At 73.6% G+C, this 20,341-nt stretch carries 21 protein-coding genes; 4 read left to right on the forward strand and 17 right to left on the reverse strand.

All coding sequences use genetic code 11. From position 1 onward, the window contains the following. Positions 1–15 precede the first annotated feature (15 nt). Entirely contained in the window at positions 16–1,686 is a 1,671-nt protein-coding gene (locus K1T35_RS32045) for a PstS family phosphate ABC transporter substrate-binding protein (RefSeq protein ID WP_220255512.1), read from the forward strand. A 6-nt stretch (positions 1,687–1,692) separates the two neighbouring features. Here the strand turns inward: K1T35_RS32045 and K1T35_RS32050 are convergent, their stop codons facing one another. The 10 genes from K1T35_RS32050 to rimP all read right to left on the reverse strand — a co-directional run bounded on the left by K1T35_RS32050 (position 1,693) and on the right by rimP (position 11,000). Continuing rightward, on the reverse strand, positions 1,693–1,821 hold the full coding sequence (locus tag K1T35_RS32050) for a hypothetical protein (RefSeq protein ID WP_255620985.1): 129 nt from the start codon (positions 1,819–1,821) through the stop codon (positions 1,693–1,695). 106 nt (positions 1,822–1,927) lie between these two features. Then, positions 1,928–3,259 carry an MATE family efflux transporter gene (locus K1T35_RS32055; RefSeq protein ID WP_220255514.1) on the reverse strand — a complete coding sequence of 444 codons (1,332 nt, stop codon included), beginning with the start codon at positions 3,257–3,259 and terminating at the stop codon, positions 1,928–1,930. Beyond that, positions 3,256–3,882, reverse strand: a complete 627-nt coding sequence (locus K1T35_RS32060; RefSeq protein WP_220255515.1) for a class I SAM-dependent methyltransferase — start codon at positions 3,880–3,882, stop codon at positions 3,256–3,258. The genes K1T35_RS32055 and K1T35_RS32060 overlap by 4 nt, the downstream gene beginning before the upstream one ends. 111 nt (positions 3,883–3,993) lie before the next feature. Continuing rightward, the gene (locus K1T35_RS32065; RefSeq protein WP_255620986.1) at positions 3,994–4,959 is read right to left on the reverse strand and encodes a bifunctional oligoribonuclease/PAP phosphatase NrnA; all 966 of its coding nucleotides are present in this window, start codon (positions 4,957–4,959) and stop codon (positions 3,994–3,996) included. Continuing rightward, positions 4,956–5,411 carry a 30S ribosome-binding factor RbfA gene (gene rbfA, locus K1T35_RS32070; protein WP_220255516.1) on the reverse strand — a complete coding sequence of 152 codons (456 nt, stop codon included), beginning with the start codon at positions 5,409–5,411 and terminating at the stop codon, positions 4,956–4,958. Before rbfA ends, K1T35_RS32065 begins: the two co-directional genes overlap by 4 nt. 24 nt (positions 5,412–5,435) lie before the next feature. Next, entirely contained in the window at positions 5,436–5,732 is a 297-nt protein-coding gene (locus tag K1T35_RS32075) for a DUF503 domain-containing protein (protein WP_220255517.1), read from the reverse strand. A gap of 50 nt (positions 5,733–5,782) precedes the next feature. Then, positions 5,783–8,935, reverse strand: coding sequence for a translation initiation factor IF-2 (gene infB, locus K1T35_RS32080; protein WP_220255518.1), 3,153 nt, complete (start codon positions 8,933–8,935; stop codon positions 5,783–5,785). A 93-nt stretch (positions 8,936–9,028) separates the two neighbouring features. Further along, on the reverse strand, positions 9,029–9,319 hold the full coding sequence (locus tag K1T35_RS32085) for a YlxR family protein (protein ID WP_255622698.1): 291 nt from the start codon (positions 9,317–9,319) through the stop codon (positions 9,029–9,031). Between the two features lie 140 nt (positions 9,320–9,459). Then, on the reverse strand, positions 9,460–10,479 hold the full coding sequence (nusA, locus tag K1T35_RS32090; protein WP_255620987.1) for a transcription termination factor NusA: 1,020 nt from the start codon (positions 10,477–10,479) through the stop codon (positions 9,460–9,462). Then, positions 10,476–11,000, reverse strand: coding sequence for a ribosome maturation factor RimP (gene rimP, locus K1T35_RS49210; RefSeq protein WP_255620988.1), 525 nt, complete (start codon positions 10,998–11,000; stop codon positions 10,476–10,478). Before rimP ends, nusA begins: the two co-directional genes overlap by 4 nt. A gap of 197 nt (positions 11,001–11,197) precedes the next feature. Between rimP and K1T35_RS49215 the strand changes: the two genes are divergently transcribed. After that, on the forward strand, positions 11,198–11,638 hold the full coding sequence (locus K1T35_RS49215) for a hypothetical protein (protein ID WP_255620989.1): 441 nt from the start codon (positions 11,198–11,200) through the stop codon (positions 11,636–11,638). Next, positions 11,635–12,090, forward strand: coding sequence for a ferritin-like domain-containing protein (locus K1T35_RS49220; RefSeq protein ID WP_255620990.1), 456 nt, complete (start codon positions 11,635–11,637; stop codon positions 12,088–12,090). Before K1T35_RS49215 ends, K1T35_RS49220 begins: the two co-directional genes overlap by 4 nt. A 17-nt stretch (positions 12,091–12,107) precedes the next feature. On the opposite strand, the gene K1T35_RS32105 is transcribed toward K1T35_RS49220, so the two are convergent. Continuing rightward, positions 12,108–13,133 (reverse strand): aminotransferase class V-fold PLP-dependent enzyme, encoded by a 1,026-nt coding sequence (locus K1T35_RS32105; protein WP_220255521.1) that lies wholly within the window; start codon positions 13,131–13,133, stop codon positions 12,108–12,110. Positions 13,134–13,151: 18 nt separating this feature from the next. Between K1T35_RS32105 and K1T35_RS32110 the strand changes: the two genes are divergently transcribed. Next, the gene (locus K1T35_RS32110) at positions 13,152–13,562 is read left to right on the forward strand and encodes a secondary thiamine-phosphate synthase enzyme YjbQ (protein WP_220255522.1); all 411 of its coding nucleotides are present in this window, start codon (positions 13,152–13,154) and stop codon (positions 13,560–13,562) included. Positions 13,563–13,603: 41 nt separating this feature from the next. On the opposite strand, the gene K1T35_RS32115 is transcribed toward K1T35_RS32110, so the two are convergent. The 6 genes from K1T35_RS32115 to K1T35_RS32140 form a co-directional block, all read right to left on the reverse strand. Continuing rightward, on the reverse strand, positions 13,604–14,416 hold the full coding sequence (locus tag K1T35_RS32115; RefSeq protein WP_220255523.1) for a protein kinase: 813 nt from the start codon (positions 14,414–14,416) through the stop codon (positions 13,604–13,606). An 18-nt stretch (positions 14,417–14,434) separates the two neighbouring features. Then, positions 14,435–16,441: an FHA domain-containing protein gene (locus tag K1T35_RS32120; protein WP_220255524.1), complete on the reverse strand. Its 2,007-nt coding sequence runs from the start codon at positions 16,439–16,441 to the stop codon at positions 14,435–14,437. Between the two features lie 272 nt (positions 16,442–16,713). Then, positions 16,714–18,465: a proline--tRNA ligase gene (locus K1T35_RS32125; RefSeq protein WP_220255525.1), complete on the reverse strand. Its 1,752-nt coding sequence runs from the start codon at positions 18,463–18,465 to the stop codon at positions 16,714–16,716. Between the two features lie 67 nt (positions 18,466–18,532). Then, positions 18,533–19,207, reverse strand: a complete 675-nt coding sequence (locus tag K1T35_RS32130; protein WP_220255526.1) for an MBL fold metallo-hydrolase — start codon at positions 19,205–19,207, stop codon at positions 18,533–18,535. Further along, positions 19,204–19,854, reverse strand: coding sequence for a DsbA family protein (locus K1T35_RS32135; RefSeq protein ID WP_220255527.1), 651 nt, complete (start codon positions 19,852–19,854; stop codon positions 19,204–19,206). Before K1T35_RS32135 ends, K1T35_RS32130 begins: the two co-directional genes overlap by 4 nt. Further along, positions 19,851–20,324 (reverse strand): pyridoxamine 5'-phosphate oxidase family protein, encoded by a 474-nt coding sequence (locus K1T35_RS32140; RefSeq protein ID WP_220255528.1) that lies wholly within the window; start codon positions 20,322–20,324, stop codon positions 19,851–19,853. The genes K1T35_RS32135 and K1T35_RS32140 overlap by 4 nt, the downstream gene beginning before the upstream one ends. Between the last annotated feature and the right edge of the window lie 17 nt (positions 20,325–20,341).

Raw genomic sequence — 20,341 nt, forward strand, 5'->3', positions numbered from 1 at the left:
ACGGGGTGACGAAGAGTGGCCGCCTTCTGGGAACCCCTGCTCACGGTGCTGCAGCAGTTCGGGTTGCCCGGCATCCTCGCGACACTGGGACTGTTCATCGCGGCCCTGCTCGGCAGGCTCTACTCCGGCCGCCGCCGGCTGGTGTGGGAGGAAGAACTCAACACGAAGATCGGGATGGAGCCGTTCGGCGCGCACAACTCGCCCGATCTGAAGTTGTACAACTCCATCACCGTCCTGGTCGTGAAGTTCCGCAACGCCGGCTGGAGCGCCATCACCCCGTCCGACTACCGGACACGGCCCCAGGTCACGCTGGTCGGACGCTCCATCGTCGACTTCCGGGCATCAGCGGTGTCCCCCATCGCGCTCGAGGACGAGATCCAGCTGAGGATCGAGAAGGGCGGACGGACCGACGACGGCGCTGAGCGGACCGGATGGGTTGTCGGCGCGGCCGCGGGCGGCCAGAACGAGCACGACCAAGCGCGCGTGATCAGGGACGGGCTCACCCAGCAGGACCTTCGGCAGAGCCTGCCGGCCGCGCTCCAGGCAACCGCGTCGCCCGCCGAGCGGGACGGGCGGCGCAGGCTCATCCTCCCGCCGCTCGCGATCCCGCGCGGTGGGCAGTTCCGGCTCATCATCTGTTGCCGCGATGACGACCCGGGCCATCGGCAACGGGACTACATCGTCCGGGGCGCCATGGACAACCTGCTGCCGATCGACCGGCGGATCGTGGAACGCGGACGGAAGCGGAAGGTGTTCTCGCTGACCCGTGTCCTGGCCGCGGCGATCGCCGTGCTGGCCGTCGCACTGGTGGTCGTGATCGCGGTGCCCCGCACGCCGCCGTCGTTCTGCGGGTCCGGTCCGATCGTCGTGACCGGATCGAGCGCGTTCGTGCCCGTCGTCGCGAAGGCAGCCCGCCCCTACGTCGCCGCGTGCCCCCAGGCCCAGGTCACCGACGTCGCCTCGTCCAGCCACGAGGGGATCCGTTCGCTGCTGCGACCGGACGCGAAGCGGGACACCACGCTCGTCCTGTCCGACGGCATAGGCGACGACCCGAGCGGCCAGCTGCAGCGTCAGGCGATCGCCGTGCTGCTCTTCGCGGTCGTCGTCAACGACGACGCGGGTGTCGACGCGCTGACCGTCGAGCAGATCCGCGCGATCATGGCAGGCCGGGTGACGTCGTGGGCCCAGCTGGGAGGTGCCGACGTGCCGATCCGGATCGTGGGTCGCGGGCCCGACTCGGGCAGCAGGGCCGCGTTCGAGCGGTACGTCCTGCAGGGGGCCGAGCCCCGGGAGTCGTCCGACAACTGCGTGGAGCGGGACCGCGTGCCGGCCGATCCCGTCACCCGCTGCGAGCGGTCCTCCACCGAGGAGGTGCTACGGCAGGTCGCCGCCGTACCGGGCGCGATCGGGTACGCCGACGCCGAGGCGGCGGGCGCCTACCCCGGTCTGACCATCGCCTCGCTCGACGGCGCGGAGGCCTCGCGCGGCAACGCGCGCAACGGCTACCCGTTCTGGACCGTGGAGTACGCCTACACCTACGGCCGACCGGTGCCCGGCGGGCCGCTGCAGAGCTTCCTCGAGCACCTGTCCGGCGATGCCACGGCCCGGCTGATCGGCGAGGCGGGCTACGAGCCGTGCGTGCTCTTCGACCGCAGCCTCGACCCGCTGTGTGTGAGCGATCGCTGACGCGGCTCAGACCAGCGAGGTGAAGAAGGTGATCACCGACTCCGCGCCCTCGCGCAGCAGCGAGCCGATGTCCTGCACCGTGTCCGCCGCGCTGTCCGGGTCGATGAAGACCCAGAACACAAGGAGCGCGATCACGAGGAGTCCAACGATTCTCTTCACGTACACCCGATTCGTGGCCCGCAGGGATGACGGTTTGCGCTGCATTGTCTACCGCAAGTGACGCGATCGGGCATAGCGACACTCAGGAGCGAACCGCACCTGTGATCGTCCAGTGATCCCCTCGGGCGCGCAGACCCACCGCGACGAGGCGGATCACCATGAACAGGGCCAGCCCTGACCAGATGCCGGCGAGGCCCCAGCCGAACGCCAGCGAGGCCCAGATCAGCGGGAGGAACCCGACCACGGCTCCGAGGAGCGTGGACGTCCGCAGGAACGCCGCGTCGCCCGCACCGAGCAGAACGCCGTCGAGGGCGAACACGACCCCGGCGATCGGCTGCATCGCCGCGAAGAACCACCACGGCACCGGCACGGCCGCCAGCACGGCCGGGTCCGGCGTGAACAGCGGCGGCAGCACGCCGGACAAGGCCGCGAACACCACCCCGAAGCCGATACCCAGCACCAGCCCGTATCGGGTGACCTGGCCGGCGAGCGCCCTGGCCCTCTCGGCACCGCGGTCGGGCGAGCCCAGCGCGGCGCCGACCAGCGCCTGGGCGGCGATCGCCACCGCGTCGAGGACGAGCGCCTGGAAGAACCACAGCTGCAGCACGATCTGGTGGGCGGCGATGCTGGCCGCCCCGAACCGGGTGGCGACGGCGGCCGCGGACAGGAAGCACGCCTGGAAGGCGAGGCTGCGGGCGAGCAGGTCACGCGCGAGTGCCAGCTGCGCGCGCAGCACGGCCGGCACGGGCCGCAGCGACACCTCGCCGGCCCGGGCCGCCCGCACCAACGCGACCAGGAACAGCGTGGCGCCCACCGTCTGCCCGACGACGTTGGCGATGGCGGATCCGACCAGGCCCAGCCCGGCCCCGTGCACCAGCACCGGGCAGAGCACGGCCGAGATCCCGTTGCCCGCGAGCACGTAACGCAGCGGGCGGGCGGTGTCCTGCACGCCGCGCATCCAGCCGTTGCCGGCGAGCGTGACGAGCACCATCGGCGCTCCCCACAGCGCGACGCGCAGCCACGCGGTGGCGGAGTCGGCGATCGCGCCGCCGTCGCCGAGCACCTCGGCGACCGGCCGGGCCACCAGCTGGCCGACCCCGAGCACCAGCAGCCCGACGGCGAGCGCGAGCCACGTGGCCTGCACACCCTCCCCGACGGCGTCGCCGCCTCGCCCGGCGCCGTGCAGCCGGGCCGCACGGGAGGTGGTGCCGTACGACAGGAAGTTCATCTGGCTCGTGACCTGGGCGAACACGACCCCGGCTACGGCAAGCCCCGCCAGGGACACGGCACCGAGCCGCCCGACCACCGCCGTGTCGACGAGCAGGTAGAGCGGTTCGGCGGCGAGGACCGGGAGCGCGGGAGCGGCGAGCCGCAGCACCTCCCGCGCGGGAACGCGATCCGGCCCTGTGGTCATCCGTCCTGGCGCGGGCGGCGGCACACGTAGACGAACGCGGGCGGCAGGTTGCGCCAGACCGTGGCGCTCACCAGCACCTCGTCGAAGGTGTCGCGCAGGCGGCGCCGGAACCGGCGGGCGGCCCCGAGCGTCATCCCGTGCAGGTAGGCGAACGTGGTGAAGGCGCCTTGGTCACCGATCACACGGCTGATCTCACCGAGCAGCGCGGTCTGGGTGGCGTCGTCGAACAGCGCCCAGGGAAGCCCGCAGATCACGGCGTCGACTCGTGTGATCCCGCGGTCGGCCAGCAGCTTGCCGAGATCGGCGGCGTTGCCCTGCACGACGTCGAGATCCGGGTGCGTGCGACGCAGGTACTCGACCATTCGGGGGTCGAGCTCCACGGCGAGGTGCCGGGCGCCCTCCGGCAGCTTCTCGGCGATCACCGCGCTCACCGCACCGGTGCCCGGCCCCAGCTCGACCACCACCGGCTCCCCGGCGCGCGGCACCACCGACGCGAGCACCGCCCCGAGCCGCGGAGAGCTCGGCGCGATCGCGCCCATCGTCGCCGGGCGGCGCAGCGCCGCGGCGAGGAACGCGCGGCGGGCGGACCGCGCCTCCGCGGCGGAGCGGGTCTCGGACGTCATGCAGGCTTCCTCCGAATCGGTTCGCTCTGCTCACCGTAGCGGCCGAGGATTCGGGACCACCCCCAGCACGGATTCCGACGAACGCGCCGCTCGTCGGAATGGGGCGGGCTGCTATCCCGCCAGGGCGGCGCGGAGCGCTGCCAGTACGTCCTGTTCGGTGCCTTCGCGGGTGAACCCGGCGGCCATCGCGTGGCCCCCGCCGCCGAGGGCGGTGGCGACGGCCGCGACATCCACCGTGCCCGCCGAACGGAGCGACACCCGCCACCGTCGCTCCTCGATCTGCATGACGGAGGCCACCACCTCGGCCTCGACCGCCGTCCGGAGCACCTCGACGACGCTGTCGATCTCCTCGGACCGGTACCGCCGGACGTCGGCGAGGGGGATCGTGGTGTGGAGCAGCCCCGACGGCTCGAGCACAGCCCGCTCGAGCGCGCCGCCGAGCCCCTCGAACCAGGCGAAGGGATGGCTGTCCATCAGAGTCCTGGTCAAGGCCGCCGGGTCGGCGCCCGCCTCCACCAGGTCAGCGGCGAGGCGGTACGCCGCAGGGCCTGCGGTGCGGAAGCCGCGGGTGTCGGTGACGAGGCCCGCGTAGAGGCAGCGCGCCATGTCGGCGTCGATCGGCGCGCCCATCTCGACGAGCACGCGGTGCGCCAGCACCACCGTGGCCTCCGCACCCGGGTCGAGCACCTGCACGTCGCCGAATCCCGGGTTGGTGGCGTGGTGGTCGAGCATCACCGTGCGCCCGGCCGTGTCGAGCAACCGGCCGAGGGAGCCGAGCCGGCGCGGCTCGGCCGCGTCGCAGCTGACCAGCACTTCGGGTGCCGCGATCACCCTCGCGGGAGGGACCAGCAGCCCGAGCGCGTCGAGCGGTTCGAGGGACTCGGGCACCCGGTCCGGCGACGAGAACGCCACCTGCACCCGGGCGCCCCGTCTGCGCAGGGCGATCCCGAGCGCGAGCGCGCTTCCCAGCGCGTCGGCGTCCGGGTCGATGTGGGCCAGTAGCGTGACGTCCCGCGCACCCCCGAGGACCGCAGCCGCCTCGGCCACTGCCTGGTCCACGGTGACGACTCGGCTCACAGGTCTCCTTCGTCTTCACGCTCCCGGGGCACCCGGTACGGGTCCGGGTCGCCCGCGGGGCGGGCCGACGCCGCCAGCCGGGCGACCTCGGCGTCGGACTCGCGGGTGCGGGCGAGCAGCTCCTCCATGTGGCGGGCCGTGTCCGGCACATGGTCCGGCACGAAGACGAGCGAGGGGGTGTGCCGGATCCCGGTGCCCGCGCCCACCATCGAGCGCAGCACACCGGTGGCGCTGGCGAGTGCTGCGGCGGCGCCCGCGGCGTCCGGGTCGGCGTCGACGCGCTCCCCCAGCACCGTGTAGTACACGGTGGCCTCACGCAGATCACCGGTGACCCGGGTGTCGGTGATGGTCACCATCTTCAGCCGAGGGTCCTTGACCTCGTGCTCCAAGGCGGCCGCCACGATCTGCGTGATCCGCTTGGATAGCCGCCGCGCGCGGGCGTGATCCACCACAACTACAGCCCTCCCAGGATCTGGCTAGTCCTCAGGGCCCAGCAGCCGGTGCCGGGCCGAGAGGAGTTCGAGCTCGGGGCGCGCGGCGACCAGCCGCTCGCACCGGTCGAGTACCTCGGTGACGTGTCCGGAATCGGCCGCGACGCACGCGACCCCGAGCAGCGCGCGGCGGTGCAGTTCGAGGTGCCCCGCCTCGGAGACGGCCACCTCGAACTTCCGGCGCAGCTCGGCCAGCACGGGCCGGACTCTCGCTCTCTTCTGCTTGAGTGAGTGGACGTCCCCGGGGAGGAGGACGTCCAGCTCGAGTGCTCCGACGAACATGGCTCTCCGACGTGGTGAGGGCCGGGACGTGCCCGGCCCTCACCTGTTCGTCAGCTCCTCGGCTTCTCGCGCATCTCGAAGGTCTCGACGACGTCGCCGACCTTGATGTCGCTGTAGTTGCCGAGCGTGAAACCGCACTCGAAGCCCTCGCGGACCTCGACCACGTCGTCCTTGAACCGCCGCAGCGAGCTGATCGGCAAGTTCTCGGCGATCACGACGTTGTCGCGCAGCAGGCGGCCGCGGGCGTTGCGCCGGATCTCGCCGGACATCACGAGGCAACCGGCGATCGTGCCGACCCGGGAGGACTTGAAGACCTCGCGGACCTCGGCGCGGCCCAGCTCGACCTCCTCGAACTCCGGCTTGAGCATGCCCTTGAGCGCCTGCTCGATCTCCTCGATGGCCTGGTAGATCACCGTGTAGTAGCGGATCTCCACGCCGTCGCGGTTGGCGAGCTCGGTGGCCTTGCCCTCGGCCCGGACGTTGAAGCCCAAGACGATGGCGTCGGACGCCGTTGCCAGGTTGACGTCGCCCTCCGTGATGCCACCGACACCGCGGTGGATCACCCTGAGCTCGACCTCCTCGCCCACGTCGATCTTCAGGAGCGCGTCCTCGAGGGCCTCGACGGTACCCGAGTTGTCGCCCTTGATGATCAGGTTGAGGCTGCTGGTCTCCTTCAGCGCGGCGTCCAGGTCCTCAAGGCTGACGCGCTTGCGACGGCTCGCCAGCTCGGCGTTGCGCTCACGCGCGCGGCGCCGGTCGGCGATCTGGCGGGCCACCCGGTCCTCGTCGACGACGAGGAACGTGTCGCCTGCGCCTGGCACCGACGTGAAGCCGATGACCTGCACCGGACGCGACGGGTAGGCCTCCGTGACGTCCTCGCCGTGCTCGTCGAGCATTCGCCGGACACGCCCGGAGGCGTCGCCCGCGACGATCGAGTCGCCGACCCGCAGCGTGCCGCGCTGCACCAGCACCGTGGCCACCGGGCCGCGGCCGCGGTCCAGGTGCGCCTCGATCGCGACGCCCTGGGCCTCCATGTTCGGGTTGGCCCGCAGGTCGAGCGCGGCGTCCGCGGTGAGCAGGATCGCCTCGAGCAGCTGCTCGATGTTGATGTTCTCGCGGGCCGAGATGTCCACGAACATCGTCTCGCCGCCGTACTCCTCGGCGACCAGGCCGTACTCGGTGAGCTGCTGGCGGATCTTGGCGGGGTTGGCCCCCTCCTTGTCGATCTTGTTGACGGCCACCACGACCGGCACGTCGGCGGCCTGGGCGTGGTTGATCGCCTCGACCGTCTGCGGCATCACGCCGTCGTCGGCCGCGACCACGATCACCGCGATGTCCGTGGACTTCGCCCCGCGGGCACGCATGGCGGTGAACGCCTCGTGACCAGGGGTGTCGATGAAGGTGATCGGCCGCTCGACACCGTCCAGCTCGGTGAGCACCTGATAGGCGCCGATGTGCTGGGTGATGCCGCCTGCCTCGCCCGCCGCGACGTTCGCCTTGCGGATGGTGTCGAGGAGGCGCGTCTTGCCGTGGTCGACGTGACCCATGACCGTGACGACCGGCGGCCGGAAGACCAGGTCCTCGTCGCCACCGGCGTTCTCCCCGTAGGAGATCGAGAAGCTGTCGAGCAGCTCGCGGTCCTCCTCCTCCGGGCTGACGACCTGGACCTGGTAGTTCATCTCGCTGCCGAGCAGCTCGAGGATCTCGTCCGAAACCGACTGCGTGGACGTGACCATCTCGCCGAGGTGGAACAGCACCTGCACCAGCGAAGCCGGGTTGGCGTTGATCTTGTCGGCGAAGTCGGTGAGCGACGCGCCACGCGGGAGCTTGATCGTCTCGCCCTGACCCTTCGGCAGGCGGACGCCGCCGACCGAGGGGGCCTGCATCGAGTCGAACTCCTGGCGCTTCTGCCGCTTCGACTTGCGACCCTTGCGCGCCGGTCCGCCGGGACGGCCGAACGCACCCGCGGCACCGCCGCGACCGCGACCGCCACCACCGCCGGGACGACCACCGCCACCGGGACCGCCGCGGAAGCCGCCGCCAGCGGGAGCACCGCCGCCACCGCCGCCGGGACCGCCGCCACCGGGCCGGAAGCCGCCGCCACCGCCGCCGGGACGACCGCCACCGCCGGGACGACCACCGCCCGGACCGCCGGGACGACCGCCGGGGCCACCACGGCCACCACCTGGTCCGCCGCCGGGACGACCACCCGCCGGACGCGCCGGCATCATGCCGGGGTTCGGCCGCGGTGGCATGTTGCCGGGCGACGGGCGCGGGCCGCCGCGACCGGGCTCACCGGAACGCGGTGCCTGCGGGCGCGGCCCACCGGGACGCGGGCCGCCCTGGCCCTGGCCTTGGCCCTGCCCCTGGCCACCCTGGCCCGGGGCCTGACCGCCACCGGGCGGGCCGGGGCGTGGGCCCTGCGGGCGCGGCGGGGCGCCCGATCCGACACCGAACGGGTTGTTGCCGACCCGCGGGGTGCGCGGGCCGGGACGCGGCGCCGCGGGGCGCGGCGGGATGACGCCCGGGGCGTCGGCCGCGGCTGCCGGGCGCTGCTGAGCGGGCGCGGGGCCGGGACGCGGACCGGGACGAGCTCCCGGACGCTGCTGTCCGGGCGCGGGCGCCGTTGGCGAATCCGCCGCCGCGGCGGCCGGGCGCTGGGTTTCCGGGCGCTGGGTTTCCGGGCGCTGGGTTTCCGGGCGCTGGGTCTCCGGGCGCTGGGTCTCCGGACGCTGCGTCTCGGGACGCGGTGTTTCCGGACGCGGTGTCTCCGGCTGCTGGGCCGCCGGCCGCTCCGCCGCCGGGATCTGCGGCTCGCTGCGCGGGGTCTCCGGACGAGGCACCGCCTGCGGCGGGCCGGGACGGGGTCCGGGACGTGGGCCGGATGGCCGATCCGTGCCCGGCGCGGCCGGGCGCTCCTGCCGGGGCGGGCCGGGGACCGGGCCGCCGTTCCGCGGCGGGACGTTGCCGGGAGTTGGCGCGCCGCCACCCGGGCGCGGGCGGCCACCGCCGCCGCGCCGACGACCGTCGCCGGAATCGCCACCACCTGCGAGCGCCTCACGGAGCTTGCGGGCGACGGGTGCCTCGACGGTCGAGGACGGGGACTTCACGTACTCCCCGAGGTCCTGCAACTTGCTCAGGACCTGCTTACTGCTGACTCCGAGCTCTTTCGCGAGCTCGTGCACGCGGGCCTTGCCTGCCACTGCACTCCTTGTTAACCGGAGGCCGGGCGGCGGCACCGCTCGACCTCGAACCTAGTGTCGAAGCACGTTCATGGTGCGATCTTCACGACTGGCTCATGACGGGTCGACCTTGCTTCCTGATGTGTTGGACTCGGGTGTCTCCCGAGCCCCGCTCATGCACACGGCGCCGATGTGGGCTCGCACCGGCGCGGGGTCCAGCGGCCCCGGGACGCGAAGCGCCCTCGGGAACGCCGAGCGCCGCTCGGCACGGTCCAGGCACTCCGGGGCGAGATGCAGCCATGCACCGCGCCCGGGGAGCCTGCGCCGCAGGTCCGGGGTGAGCACCCCGTGCACCGCGACGACCCTCAACAGACCGTCGGCCACATCCCGGCACCGGCAACCGATGCACGTCCGGACTGGTCCCGTGGCGGATCGATGATCCGGTGCGGGGGCCGGTCGTGCGGGGGCCGGACCCGAGTGGTGGGCCGGTGTGGAGTGTAGCGCAGCACCCGCACCCCCTACTCCATCGCTGCCTGCTCGACGGCTCAGCCGACCGACTCCGTCTCTGGCGCGTCGACGGCCCCTCGGGGGTCGGCGTCGCTGCGGATGTCGATGCGCCAACCGGTGAGCCGGGCCGCCAACCGGGCGTTCTGTCCTTCCTTGCCGATCGCGAGCGACAGCTGGAAGTCCGGCACGACGACCCGGGCGGTCTTCGTGCGGGCGTCCAGCACCGTGACCGAAACCACCTTCGACGGCGAGAGCGCGTTCCCGACGAACGTGGCCGGGTCCTCGGACCAGTCGATGATGTCGATCTTCTCTCCGGCCAGCTCGCTCATCACACCGCGTACTCGGGCGCCTACCGGACCGATGCACGCGCCCTTCGGGTTGACCCCGGACACAGTGGACCGGACCGCGATCTTGGATCGGTGACCGGCCTCCCGCGCCACCGCGACGATCTCCACGGAGCCGTCGACGATCTCGGGGACCTCGAGCGCGAAGAGCTTGCGCACGAGGTTGGGATGCGTACGGCTCAACGTGATCTGCGTCCCCCGCATTCCCCTGCTGACGCCCACGACGTAGCAGCGGATGCGCTCGCCGTGCTCGTAGCGCTCGCCGGGTACCTGCTCCGCCTGCGGCAGCACGCCCTCGGTGCCACCGGAGAGCTGGACGATCACCACGCCGCGGGCGTTGGCGCGTGCGTCGCGCTGGATGACGCCCGCGACGATCTCGCCCTCCTTCGCCGCGAACTCGCCGTAGGTGCGCTCGTGCTCGGCGTCACGCAGCCGCTGCACGATCACCTGCCGCGCGGTGGTGGCGGCGATCCGCCCGAAACCCTCCGGGGTGTCGTCCCACTCGGTGTCGACCGAACCGTCGGGCCCCAACTCCTGTGCGAGCACCCGCACCGCGCCCGTCTTGCGGTCGATGTCGATCCGCGCGTGCGGCTGGTGGCCGTCGGTGTGCTTGTACGCCGTGATCAGCGCGGTCTCGATGGCCTCGATGACCGTCTCGAACGGGATGTCCTTCTCGCGCTCGATGGTGCGCAGCGCCGCGATGTCGACGTTCACGCCGTACCCTCCTCTTGCAGCAGCGCCACCTCGTGCTCCGGCGCGGGCCGGAACTCCACCTGCACACCCGCGTGGGCCACGTCGGCGTAGCGCAGTTCGCGCCGCTGTCCGTCGACGAGCACGGTGACGGCCTCCTCGCCGGCAGCGCCGACGCGGCCGGTGAACTTCGTACCGTCGTGCAGCCGGACGGCCACCTGGCGCAGGTGCGCCCGCCGCCAGTGCCGCTGCCCGGTGAGCGGGCGGTCGACACCGGGAGAGGTGACCTCCAAGGTGTACGAGCCACCGATGAGGTGCTCTTGACGGTCCAGCTCGGCCGAGATCGCTCGCGAGACGGCCGCGATGTCGTCCAGGCCCACGCCCTCGTCGGAGTCGACCACCACCTTGACGGTGTGGCGGCGGCCCGCGGACCGGACATCGAGCAGGTCGAGCTCGAAGCCGGCGTCCGCGACGATCGGCGCCAGCACGCCGTGCAGCTCGCCGGATTGCGGACCGGCGTCCTGCGCGGAGCGGGGGGAGGGCATCGCGTCTACTCCTACGAACGGGGTGGGTCTGTCAGGGTATCGCGCCACCGAACGGACCCACGCGGGCCGTTACCCCGCGTGAACCACCCAGCACCCGGTCGCGCTCGGGAGGCCGGGTGGCAGGATGGGCGCCCGGCGAGTGCGGTTGGGGAGGATCCCGCGCCCCGGGTCGAGGAGAAGTCGTGGCAGGAGCGGCAATGAGCCGGCGGCGCGTGCTCGCCGGTCTGCTGCTCCTCCCTCCGGCCGTTGCCGGATGCGCGCTGGGCCGCGCGGCCGGACCCACCGAGCCCGACCCGCTGATCGCGCTCGCCGACGCCGCCCGCGCCGACGCCGCGCTCGCGGCGGCCGCTGTGGCGACCGACCAGGGCCTGGCCTCCGCGCTGCAGCCGCTCGTCGAGGCGCGTACCCAGCACGCCGCCGCGCTCGACGCCGAGGTCGCACGGCTGAACCCGAGCCGCCCCACCCCGGCCCCCTCGCCCCGGCCATCGGGCCGTCCGGGCCGCGCCGAGGTGCAGCAGGCGGTGCTGGCGTCCGGGCGCGCCGCCGGGGACGTCGCGCTCGGCCTGCCGCCCGAGCGGGTCGGGCTCGTCGCGTCGGTGGCCGCGTGCTGCAGCACGTACGCGGAGGTGCTCACGTGACGTCAGGGAACCCGCGGATCGGCGAGACCGCCGTCGCCGCGCTCCAGAACGCGCTCATGGCGGAGCACGCGGCCATCTGGAGCTACGCGCTCGCCGTCGCGTTCCTCTCCGGCGCCGACGCGGCGCGGGCCCGTGAGGACGAGGAGGCGCACCGCGAGCTGCGCAACCAGGTCGAGGAGACCCTCACGCAGCTCGGCGCCCCAGCGGTCTCCGCCCAGCCCGCGTACTCCACCCCGCGACCGGTGACCGACCCCGCGTCGGCCGCTCAGCTCGCGGCCGTCGCCGAGACCGACGCGCTCGCCGCATGGCGGTCCGTGCTCGAACGCTCCCGTGACCGGGCACTGCGCCAGGCCGCCCTCGACACACTGAGCGCCGGCACCCTGCGCTGCGCCCGGTGGCGCGCGGCCATCGGCGAATCACCCACCATCCCGGTCTTCCCCGGGCAGCCCTGACTGCGCGGTTCCGCGGATCATCGTGCGGTGAGGGCGTCCAGGGCGCGGGCCACGTCGTCGTCCGTGTTGTAGAGGTGGAACGCCAGGCGAGCGGCGCCGGCGCGGGCCGCGCTCATCACGCCCGCGGCGGCCAGCCGCTCGCGCGCGCCTTCGCGGCGCACCGACACGATCGCCGAGCCTGCGGGCTCCATCCCCAACCCCGCGCGGAACGTGTCGGCGAGGCCGACGCAGTGGGCGTGCACCGCGGCCCGGTCCAGGCCGGCCAGCCACGGCAGCGCCACCGCCGCGCCCACATGGCAGTACCAGGCGGGCGACGTGTCGAGCGCACGCGCGTCCGGGGCGAGGGTCATCGGCAGGCCGTAGACGTCCGCCCAGCGGTCCGCGCTCGCGTACCACCCCGCTGCGACCGGTACGGCGGCCAGCTCCGGCCGGATCGCCATCCAGGCCGACCCGCGCGGGCTGAGCAGCCACTTGTAGCCCGCGGCCACGACCGCGTCGGCCCATGACAGGTCGGCGTCGAGCCAGCCGAGCGACTGCGTGGCGTCGAGCACGACCTTGGTGCCCGACGCCCGCGCCGCGCGGAGGGCGTCCAGGTCGACGAGCCGACCGTCCGCGGACTGGACCGTGCTCACCGCGACGAGGTCGAACTCCCCCGCCCGCCGCCCCACCTGCCCGAGGTCGACCTCGGTGACCTCGACGCCACGGCCTGCCTGCGCCGCGAACGGCCACGTCACGCTCGTGAACTCACCACCGGCGACGAGCACCCTGGTGCGGTCCGGCACGGCGGCCGCGACCAACCCGATGAGCGCCGACACCGCCGGCCCCATCGCCACCCGATCCACGCCGACCCCGATCAGGTCGGCGAACCCCTCCCTGGCCCGCGCCACCGGCTCGTCGAACTCCGAGGCCCGACCCGCGCCAACCCGCCACCCGACGAGCGCATCGGCCACCGCGTCACCGATGGCGACCGACGGGATGCCGATGCTCGCGGTGTTCAGGTATCCGTCCGGAACGTCGAACTCCTCACCGAATGCAGCGCGCACACGGGGGACACTACGGCCGTGGACAGCCAGCTGATCGATATCCGGACCGGCGGCCGCGAGGCCGTCGTCGACCTCACCGACGAGATCGCCGCGTTCCTGCGCTCCGCCGACGCGCGAGACGGCCTGCTCAACGTCTGGGTCCCGCACGCCACCGCGGGCCTCGCCGTGATCGAGACCGGCGCCGGGAGCGACACCGACCTCCTCGCCGCCCTGCGCGACCTGCTCCCCGCCGACGACCGCTGGACGCACCGGCACGGCAGCGCAGGCCACGGCCGCGACCACGTGCTCCCCGCCCTGATCGCGCCGTCGATGTCCGTGCCGGTGCTGGAGGGGAGCACCGCGCTGGGCACCTGGCAGTCGGTGTGCCTCGTCGACACCAACGGCGACAACCCCGTCCGCTCCGTCCGCCTCTCCTACCTCCCTGGCTGACCGCGACTCGCGCGCACGCAGACCGCGACTCGCGGAACTGACTAGAGGGCCGCGAGGCGGTCGGCCACCTCGGCGGCCGTGCGGAGGCGGTCCGGGCCGTCGGCGATGCAGTCGCGCACGAGCGCGGCGATGTCCGGTTCGAGGCCGGGATGCACCTGCGGGCTCGTGGTGTGGAGCTCGCGGATCGCGCCGAGCGGGTGCCCGGGCAGCTCCCCGTAGAGCCCGACGCCCGCCAGCACCCGGTGGATCGTGGCGCCGAGCGCCCACACCTCGGTGCGCCGCGATGCGCTCGCCGCGGCCAGCAGGTCGGGGTCGCGGAACTCCAACACCCCGCCGCGGCCCGCGCCCGGCACGACCGCCCCTGGCGTCAGCACGCGCGACAGGCCCGGCTCGGCCAACCGTCCGCCGAGCGTGCCGTCCGCCTCCTCGACGAGCAGGACGTTGCCAGGGTGGATGCCTGCGTGGATGATCCCGGCCTCGTGCAGCGCGTGCGCGCCGCGGGCGGCGTGCTCGAGGGCGGTGAGGGCCTCCCGCCGGGCCAGTGGGCCGGCCGGTTCCGCGAGGGAGCCCAACGGGACGTACTCCATCGCGTACGCGAAGTTCTCGCCCAGCATGGCGTCGAACACGCGCACCACGTACGGCGAGCGCACCGCCGCCACCGCACGCAGCTCCCGTACGGCCCGGTCGAACGCGGGCTCGCTCACGCGCCCGGTGAACACCTTGACGACGACGCCCTCGTCGGGCCGGCCAGGCGGCCGGGCGAGGAAGCAGCGCGCGTGCGGCCCCTCACCCAGCACGCCGAGGACCTCGTAGTCGGCGATCGATGCGGCTGCCAGCGTCGTGGTCGGCTCCAAACCGGGGGTCCTCCTTGTTCAGCGGGCCCCCGACGGCGCCTCGAACTGGAAGCTTCGACCCCCGATCCGCACCCGTGTGCCCGGCACCAGCCGGTGTGTCTCCCCCGCGGGCAGCTGAGTCCACCCCTGCTCTCCCGGCGGCGACACGAACGTGCCGTTGCGGGAGCCGACGTCGACGAGCAGCGCCTCCCACCCGTTCACGACGATCTGCGCGTGCACGCGCGACACCGCTCCTGACGCGTCCTCGAGGGCCAGCGAGCGCAACGCGCCGGACGCGACCCGCGGGTCGGCCTCCGGCATCCGGCCCATCAGGTACTCGGCATCGACGGTGTAGGTGGCGCCGTCGTCGAACACGATCAGGCCGACCGGCGGTCGCGGAGGGGGCTCCTCCTGCTGGTCGTCGACGACGAGCCCGCTGGTGGCAGGACCGTCCTCCAGTTCCTGCTCGTCCGCACCGAGGATCCGTTCGGACCGCAGCGCCGTGGTGTGTGGCGCGTCCCCGTCCGCAGCGGGCTCCGCATCGGCCAGCGGGTGGGCCTGCTGCGGGGCCTCCTGGGCGGGCACGCCCAGCCGGGGGGTGCCGTCGCTGGAGCCGTCGAGGGACTCGCCGTCGGGCGGCGGGATGGCAGGCTCGGCGACGATGGGCGGGATCGAACCGATCCGGGTCTCCTCCGCCGACCCCGATCCGAACGCGCCGGGGTCGGCCTCGTGGTCGACGCCCGCGTAGTCGTCCGAGCCGCGCTCGTCGCCGACTTCCCCGCGTTCGTCCGCGGGTGGCTCCGGCTCGCCGCTCCCGGCCTCGTTCGGGGCGGACAGATCGTCATCGGGCAGGCGGTGCCGGCGGCGGCGGCGGTCGGACGGCCCGACGGCGCTCATGCCGGTCTCGGTGCCCCCCTCCGGGGTGGCGAACCAGCCCTCGATCCGTTCCGGCCGCCCCGCGTCCCGGTCGCGGCCGTCGCTCCACGGGCTGCGCTCCGGTTCCTGCGGGCGCGCCTCCGGCGCGCCGAGCAGGTCGTACGCCGCGCCGTTGTCGTACGCCGCGCCGTTGAGGAGGCCGCCGCCGCGGGCGCCGTTGCGGCCGTTCTCGGAAGTCTTCTCGGGCTCGCGCAGCTCGTCGGAGCGCCCTGCGTCGGTGGGATGATCGTCCTCGTGCGGTCCGGCGGCCTGGTCGTGCTCGGTGTCGGACGCGCGACCGAGGTCGCTCATCGAGCCGCGGCGCGGGACCCACCCGCGGTGCGCGACGCCGTTCGAGCCCGACGGCACGGGGCGCAGGTGGGCGCGACCGGAGGGCCGCTCGGCGCCGCCGCCGCCGGAGTCACCGGGGTGGTAGTTCTCGAGAGGGCCGAGACCGCGCGAGGGCACGCCGTTGCCCGTGCCTTCGGGGTAGAGCCCGTCGCCCGACGCGGTGGGGGCCGGATCGGGGCCCCACTGGCGTTCCGCGCCGCCGGCGTCGAGCCAGCGCGCTTCGGCCTGGCGCGTGCGGGCCGCCTCGTCGGCCACCTCGACGGACCCGTGGTCCCCGCTCGGCACGAGAACAGCGCCCGCGCCGGGCACGACGCCCGCGCGCAGGTCGTGCACCCCGTCGACGAGGCCGGGCGGGATCGGACCGCCTTCCAGCGCCAGCACGACGGGCGCGTCCGGGCGCGGCAGCAGCCGGTCGGTCCACGCCACGGACTGGGCGCCCGAGAGCGCCACCTGCCGGTCCGGCACGACGAGCCCGACGGGGCCGTACAGGAAAACCGCCCATTGCTCGCCGCGCTGCGCGCCGGAACGCGGGTCGGATCCGGTGACGGCCACGGTGCCGAAGCGCAGGCCGTCACCGGGTGCATCGGCTCCACCGAGCCACATCGCCAGCCTGCGCGCGAGCGCCCGGCCGGGCTCGTGGCCCGCCGCTGTGGCGCACACGTCGAGGAGCTGGCGCAGCACGCTGCGATCGGAGCACTCGGCAACGCACACCACGCCGGGCCAGCGCCCCACGACACCGGCACCGGGCACGACTGCGGCGCGCAGCGCGTCGAAGTCCACTGGGTCTACCTCCCCCGCGGCGGCCGCGGACGGACCGGCGGTACGGCCAGTCCGCCACCGGCCAGGTGACGGTCACGGTCGTGCATTACTGCGGACGAATGACGGGAACGGTACGGGGCGGGTGATGCACGGTCGCCGCCGCACCTCCATCGTTGCAGGTGGTGATGGTGTGAGCCGGTTGTGTAACCGAACTCGACCCACCGATGCACGGGGTCAGTCGACCACGAACGGGTGACACCCGACCAGACCGGTCGCCGCTCAGCGGGTGCAGGTCAGCGCGCGCTAGTCAGTTCGACCAGATGGGCGACCGCGGCCTCGACCGCGATCTCCTGCCGTTCACCGCTGCGACGGTCCTTCACCTCGACCACGCCGTTCGCCAGACCTCGCCCGACCACCACGATCGTCGGGACACCGATCAGCTCGGCGTCGGCGAACTTGACGCCCGGTGTCGCCTTGCGGTCGTCGAGGAGAACGCGGACGCCTGCCGCACCGAGGTCGGCGGCGAGCCGCTCGGCGCCCGCGGCGATCTCGTCGGTCTTGCCGGCGATCACGACGTGGACGTCGGCGGGCGCGACGGCGCGGGGCCAGATCAGGCCGGACTCGTCGTGGCTCTGCTCGGCGATCGCGCCGACCAGCCTGGACACCCCGATGCCATAGGAGCCCATCGTGATCCGCACGGGCTTGCCGTCGGCGCCGAGCGCGTCGAGCTGCGCGGCGTCGGCGTACTTGCGGCCGAGCTGGAACACGTGCCCGATCTCGATGCCGCGGGCCGCCTCGAGGGGGCCGGAACCATCGGGCGCGGGGTCGCCCTCGCGCACCTCGGCCGCCTCGATCGTGCCGTCCGGGGTGAAGTCGCGGCCGCAGACGAGGTCGACGACGTGGTGGTCGGGCTTGTCGGCGCCGGTGACCCAGGCCGTGCCGGGCACGATCCGCGGGTCGACGAGGAAGCGCACCCCGTTGGCGGCCAGCGCGGCGGGCCCGATGTAGCCCTTGACGAGGAACGGGTGGGACAGGAAGTCGGCCTCGTCGAGCAGCGCGACCTCGGCGGGGTCCAGGGCGGCCTCGAGGCGCTTCATGTCGACGTCGCGGTCGCCGGGCACGCCGATCGCGAGCAGCGTCCACTCGTCTGTGCCCGGCTTGCGGGTCTTGACCAGCACGTTCTTCAGCGTGTCGGCCGCGGTGAAGGTGCGGCCGAGGCCCGCCTTCTCGTTCAGGAAGTCGACGAGCGTTTCGATCGTCGGGGTGTCGGGCGTGTGGTGCGCCTGCGCGGGCGACAGCCCCTCGATCGGCCTCGCGGGCGGCGCGGGCGTGGTGACCGCCTCGACGTTGGCCGCGTACCCGCCTGCGCTGCGCACGTAGGTGTCCTCGCCGGTGGGTGCGACCGCGAGGAACTCCTCGGACGCCGACCCGCCCATCGCGCCGGACGTCGCCTTGACGACCACGTACTCCATGCCGAGCCGGTCGAAGATCCGGACGTAGGCGTCGCGGTGCAGCTCGTAGGACTCGGAGAGGCCCTCGTCGGTGAGGTCGAACGAGTAGGAGTCCTTCATGAGGAACTCGCGGCCGCGCAGGATGCCGGCGCGGGGCCGCGCCTCGTCCCGGTACTTGGTCTGGATCTGGTAGAGCATGACCGGGTAGTCCTTGTAGGACGAGTACTCGCCCTTCACCACGAGCGTGAACAGCTCCTCGTGGGTGGGTCCGAGCAGGTAGTCCCCGCCCCTGCGGTCCTTGAGCCGGAAGATGTTGGGCCCGTACTCGGTCCAGCGGCCGGTGGCCTCGTAGGGCTCCTTCGGCAGCAGCGCGGGGAACTGGATCTCCTGGGCGCCGATGGCGTCCATCTCCTCGCGCACGATCTGCTCGATGTTGCGCAGGACCCGCAGGCCCAGCGGCAGCCATGTGTAGATCCCCGGCGCGACGCGACGGACGTAGCCGGCGCGGACGAGCAGCTTGTGGCTCGGTACCTCCGCGTCGGCAGGGTCCTCGCGAAGGGTCCGCAGGAACAGCGACGACATCCGGGTCAACACCCGGGAAAGGGTAGCGACGGCCCGCCGGGGCTGGTTCGCCGGTCACCGCTGCGGGCGGTCCACCGGCTCACCAGCCGCGAGCGACCCATCCGGCCAGGTGGGGACGCTCGGCCGCGACGGTGGTGTCGGGGCCGTGGCCGGGATGGATGCGGGTGTCGGCCGGGAGCGCGAGGAGCGTGCGCACCGAGTCGATGATCGTGGCGAAGTCGGAGAGCGGTGGGCCGGTGAGCCCCGGTCCTCCGGGGAAGAGGGTGTCGCCGCTCAGCAGGTGGCCGTCGACGAGCAGGCTGATGCCGCCGGGTGTGTGCCCGGGGGTGTGCAGCACGCGAGCGGTGAGCGGCCCGATGGGCAAGTTCGCCTCGTTCACGGGGGTGAACGCGCCGTCCCACAGCGTGCCGGGCGGCGCGAGCCGCGAGGGGTCGTCCGCGAGCAGCTCGGCGGTGGCGGTGCCGGCGTCCCAGTGCCCGTCCCGCAGGACGGTGGCGAGCTCGTGGGGCCACACCGGTGACTCGGCGGGATGGGCCAGTACGGGCACCTGCCATGCGTCGACCAGCGCGGGCACCGCGAGCACGTGGTCGAAGTGGGCGTGGGTGAGCAGGATGGCCGTCACGTGGAGGTCCGCGGTCGCGGCCATGACCCGCTCGGGCTGGTCCCCGGGGTCGACGACCAGCGCTTCGCCGCCTGCGGAGACGATCCAGCAGCTCGTCTCCAGCACACCGACGACCACCCTGCGCAGGTTCACGCCGCGCGCCGGAGCAGCTCGTCGTAGACGCCCGCGTCGTGGGCGTCCACGACCGGGAACCCTTCCGCCCACGGCCCCTGCCAATGCACGTCGATGCCCGGATTGCTGACAGTGGTGCCGTCGGGCAGGCGCAGCGTGGGGCTGGCCGGGATCGCGTCGGTGCTCGCGACCGCGAAGTCGGCCGTGACGCGGCGACGGTGCCGTCCGTCGTCGAGCGCGGCGGCGAGCTCGCCGGCGTCGACATGGGGGACGGAGGCGGCGACGTCGAGGATCACCTGCCGGTGGCTGATCGACCGCGACTCCGCCCAGAACGCCCGCCGCAACGCGAGGTCGAGCTCCTCCCCCGCGGTGAGGCTCTGCGCGCTCGCGGCGTGCACGGCCTCCGCGGCGAGCAGCACCGTGTGGGGGTAGCGGTCGTCGGCGCCCGTCCACACCCGGAACCCGGCCTCGGGCTCGATCTGGCCCAGCCCGACCGCCTCGGTGTCGGTTCCTCGCCGCGGGTGCGGCCCGTTGAACAGTTCGAGGGGGAACGTGTGGTGCTCGATCCGGACGTCGAGCCCGAGCCGCGTGCGGGCGCGGCGCAACCGCAGCAGCCCGACGTAGGCGAACGGACACAACAGGTCGGACCACACCTCGATCGCGCTCACGAATGCTCCTCGTGCTCGGTGCCGGGCGGGTTGCTGGTGAACCGCTCGGGCTTCAGGAGCACGGCGGTCCGCCGTTCGGCGGCCATGGCGCGGTCGTACTCGTCGAGATCGGGGTGCTCACCGCCCGCGGCGGCGTAGATGTCGCGCAGGAGGCGCCGCAGGTCGGCTCCGGCGAGCGGGTCGTCCGGCCCGGCCAGCTCGACCGGCCCCCGGACGGCGACCCACTCCCAGCCCGACCGGAACACGAGCGTGGCGCGCGGGTCCGTGCGGAGGTTCGCGAGCTTGGCGGTGGCCCCGCGGGCGACGAACGCGACCACCGGCTCGCCGGTCGACGGGTGGGGCAGCACGCCCGCGTTGACGACGCTCACCGACGGTGCGTCACGTCCGGTCGTGACCAGCACCGCCAGCCAGCGCTCCGCGGCGCCGTAGGCCCGCACGAGGTGGAGGCCCTCTTGGGTGGACAGGCTCATGACGCGGAACGATACGG

Origin of the sequence: Pseudonocardia sp. DSM 110487, from assembly GCF_019468565.1 — a bacterium.
GTDB lineage: Bacteria > Actinomycetota > Actinomycetes > Mycobacteriales > Pseudonocardiaceae > Pseudonocardia.

Excerpts from the sequence above, each read along its gene's own strand:
- K1T35_RS32055 (WP_220255514.1), bottom strand. The coding sequence starts at position 3,259 with ATGACCACAGGGCCGGATCGCGTTCCCGCGCGGGAGGTGCTGCGGCTC.
- K1T35_RS32060 (WP_220255515.1), bottom strand. The coding sequence starts at position 3,882 with ATGACGTCCGAGACCCGCTCCGCCGCGGAGGCGCGGTCCGCCCGCCGC.
- K1T35_RS32075 (WP_220255517.1), bottom strand. The coding sequence starts at position 5,732 with ATGTTCGTCGGAGCACTCGAGCTGGACGTCCTCCTCCCCGGGGACGTC.
- rimP (WP_255620988.1), bottom strand. The coding sequence starts at position 11,000 with ATGCCCTCCCCCCGCTCCGCGCAGGACGCCGGTCCGCAATCCGGCGAG.
- K1T35_RS49215 (WP_255620989.1), top strand. The coding sequence starts at position 11,198 with ATGAGCCGGCGGCGCGTGCTCGCCGGTCTGCTGCTCCTCCCTCCGGCC.
- K1T35_RS32140 (WP_220255528.1), bottom strand. The coding sequence starts at position 20,324 with ATGAGCCTGTCCACCCAAGAGGGCCTCCACCTCGTGCGGGCCTACGGC.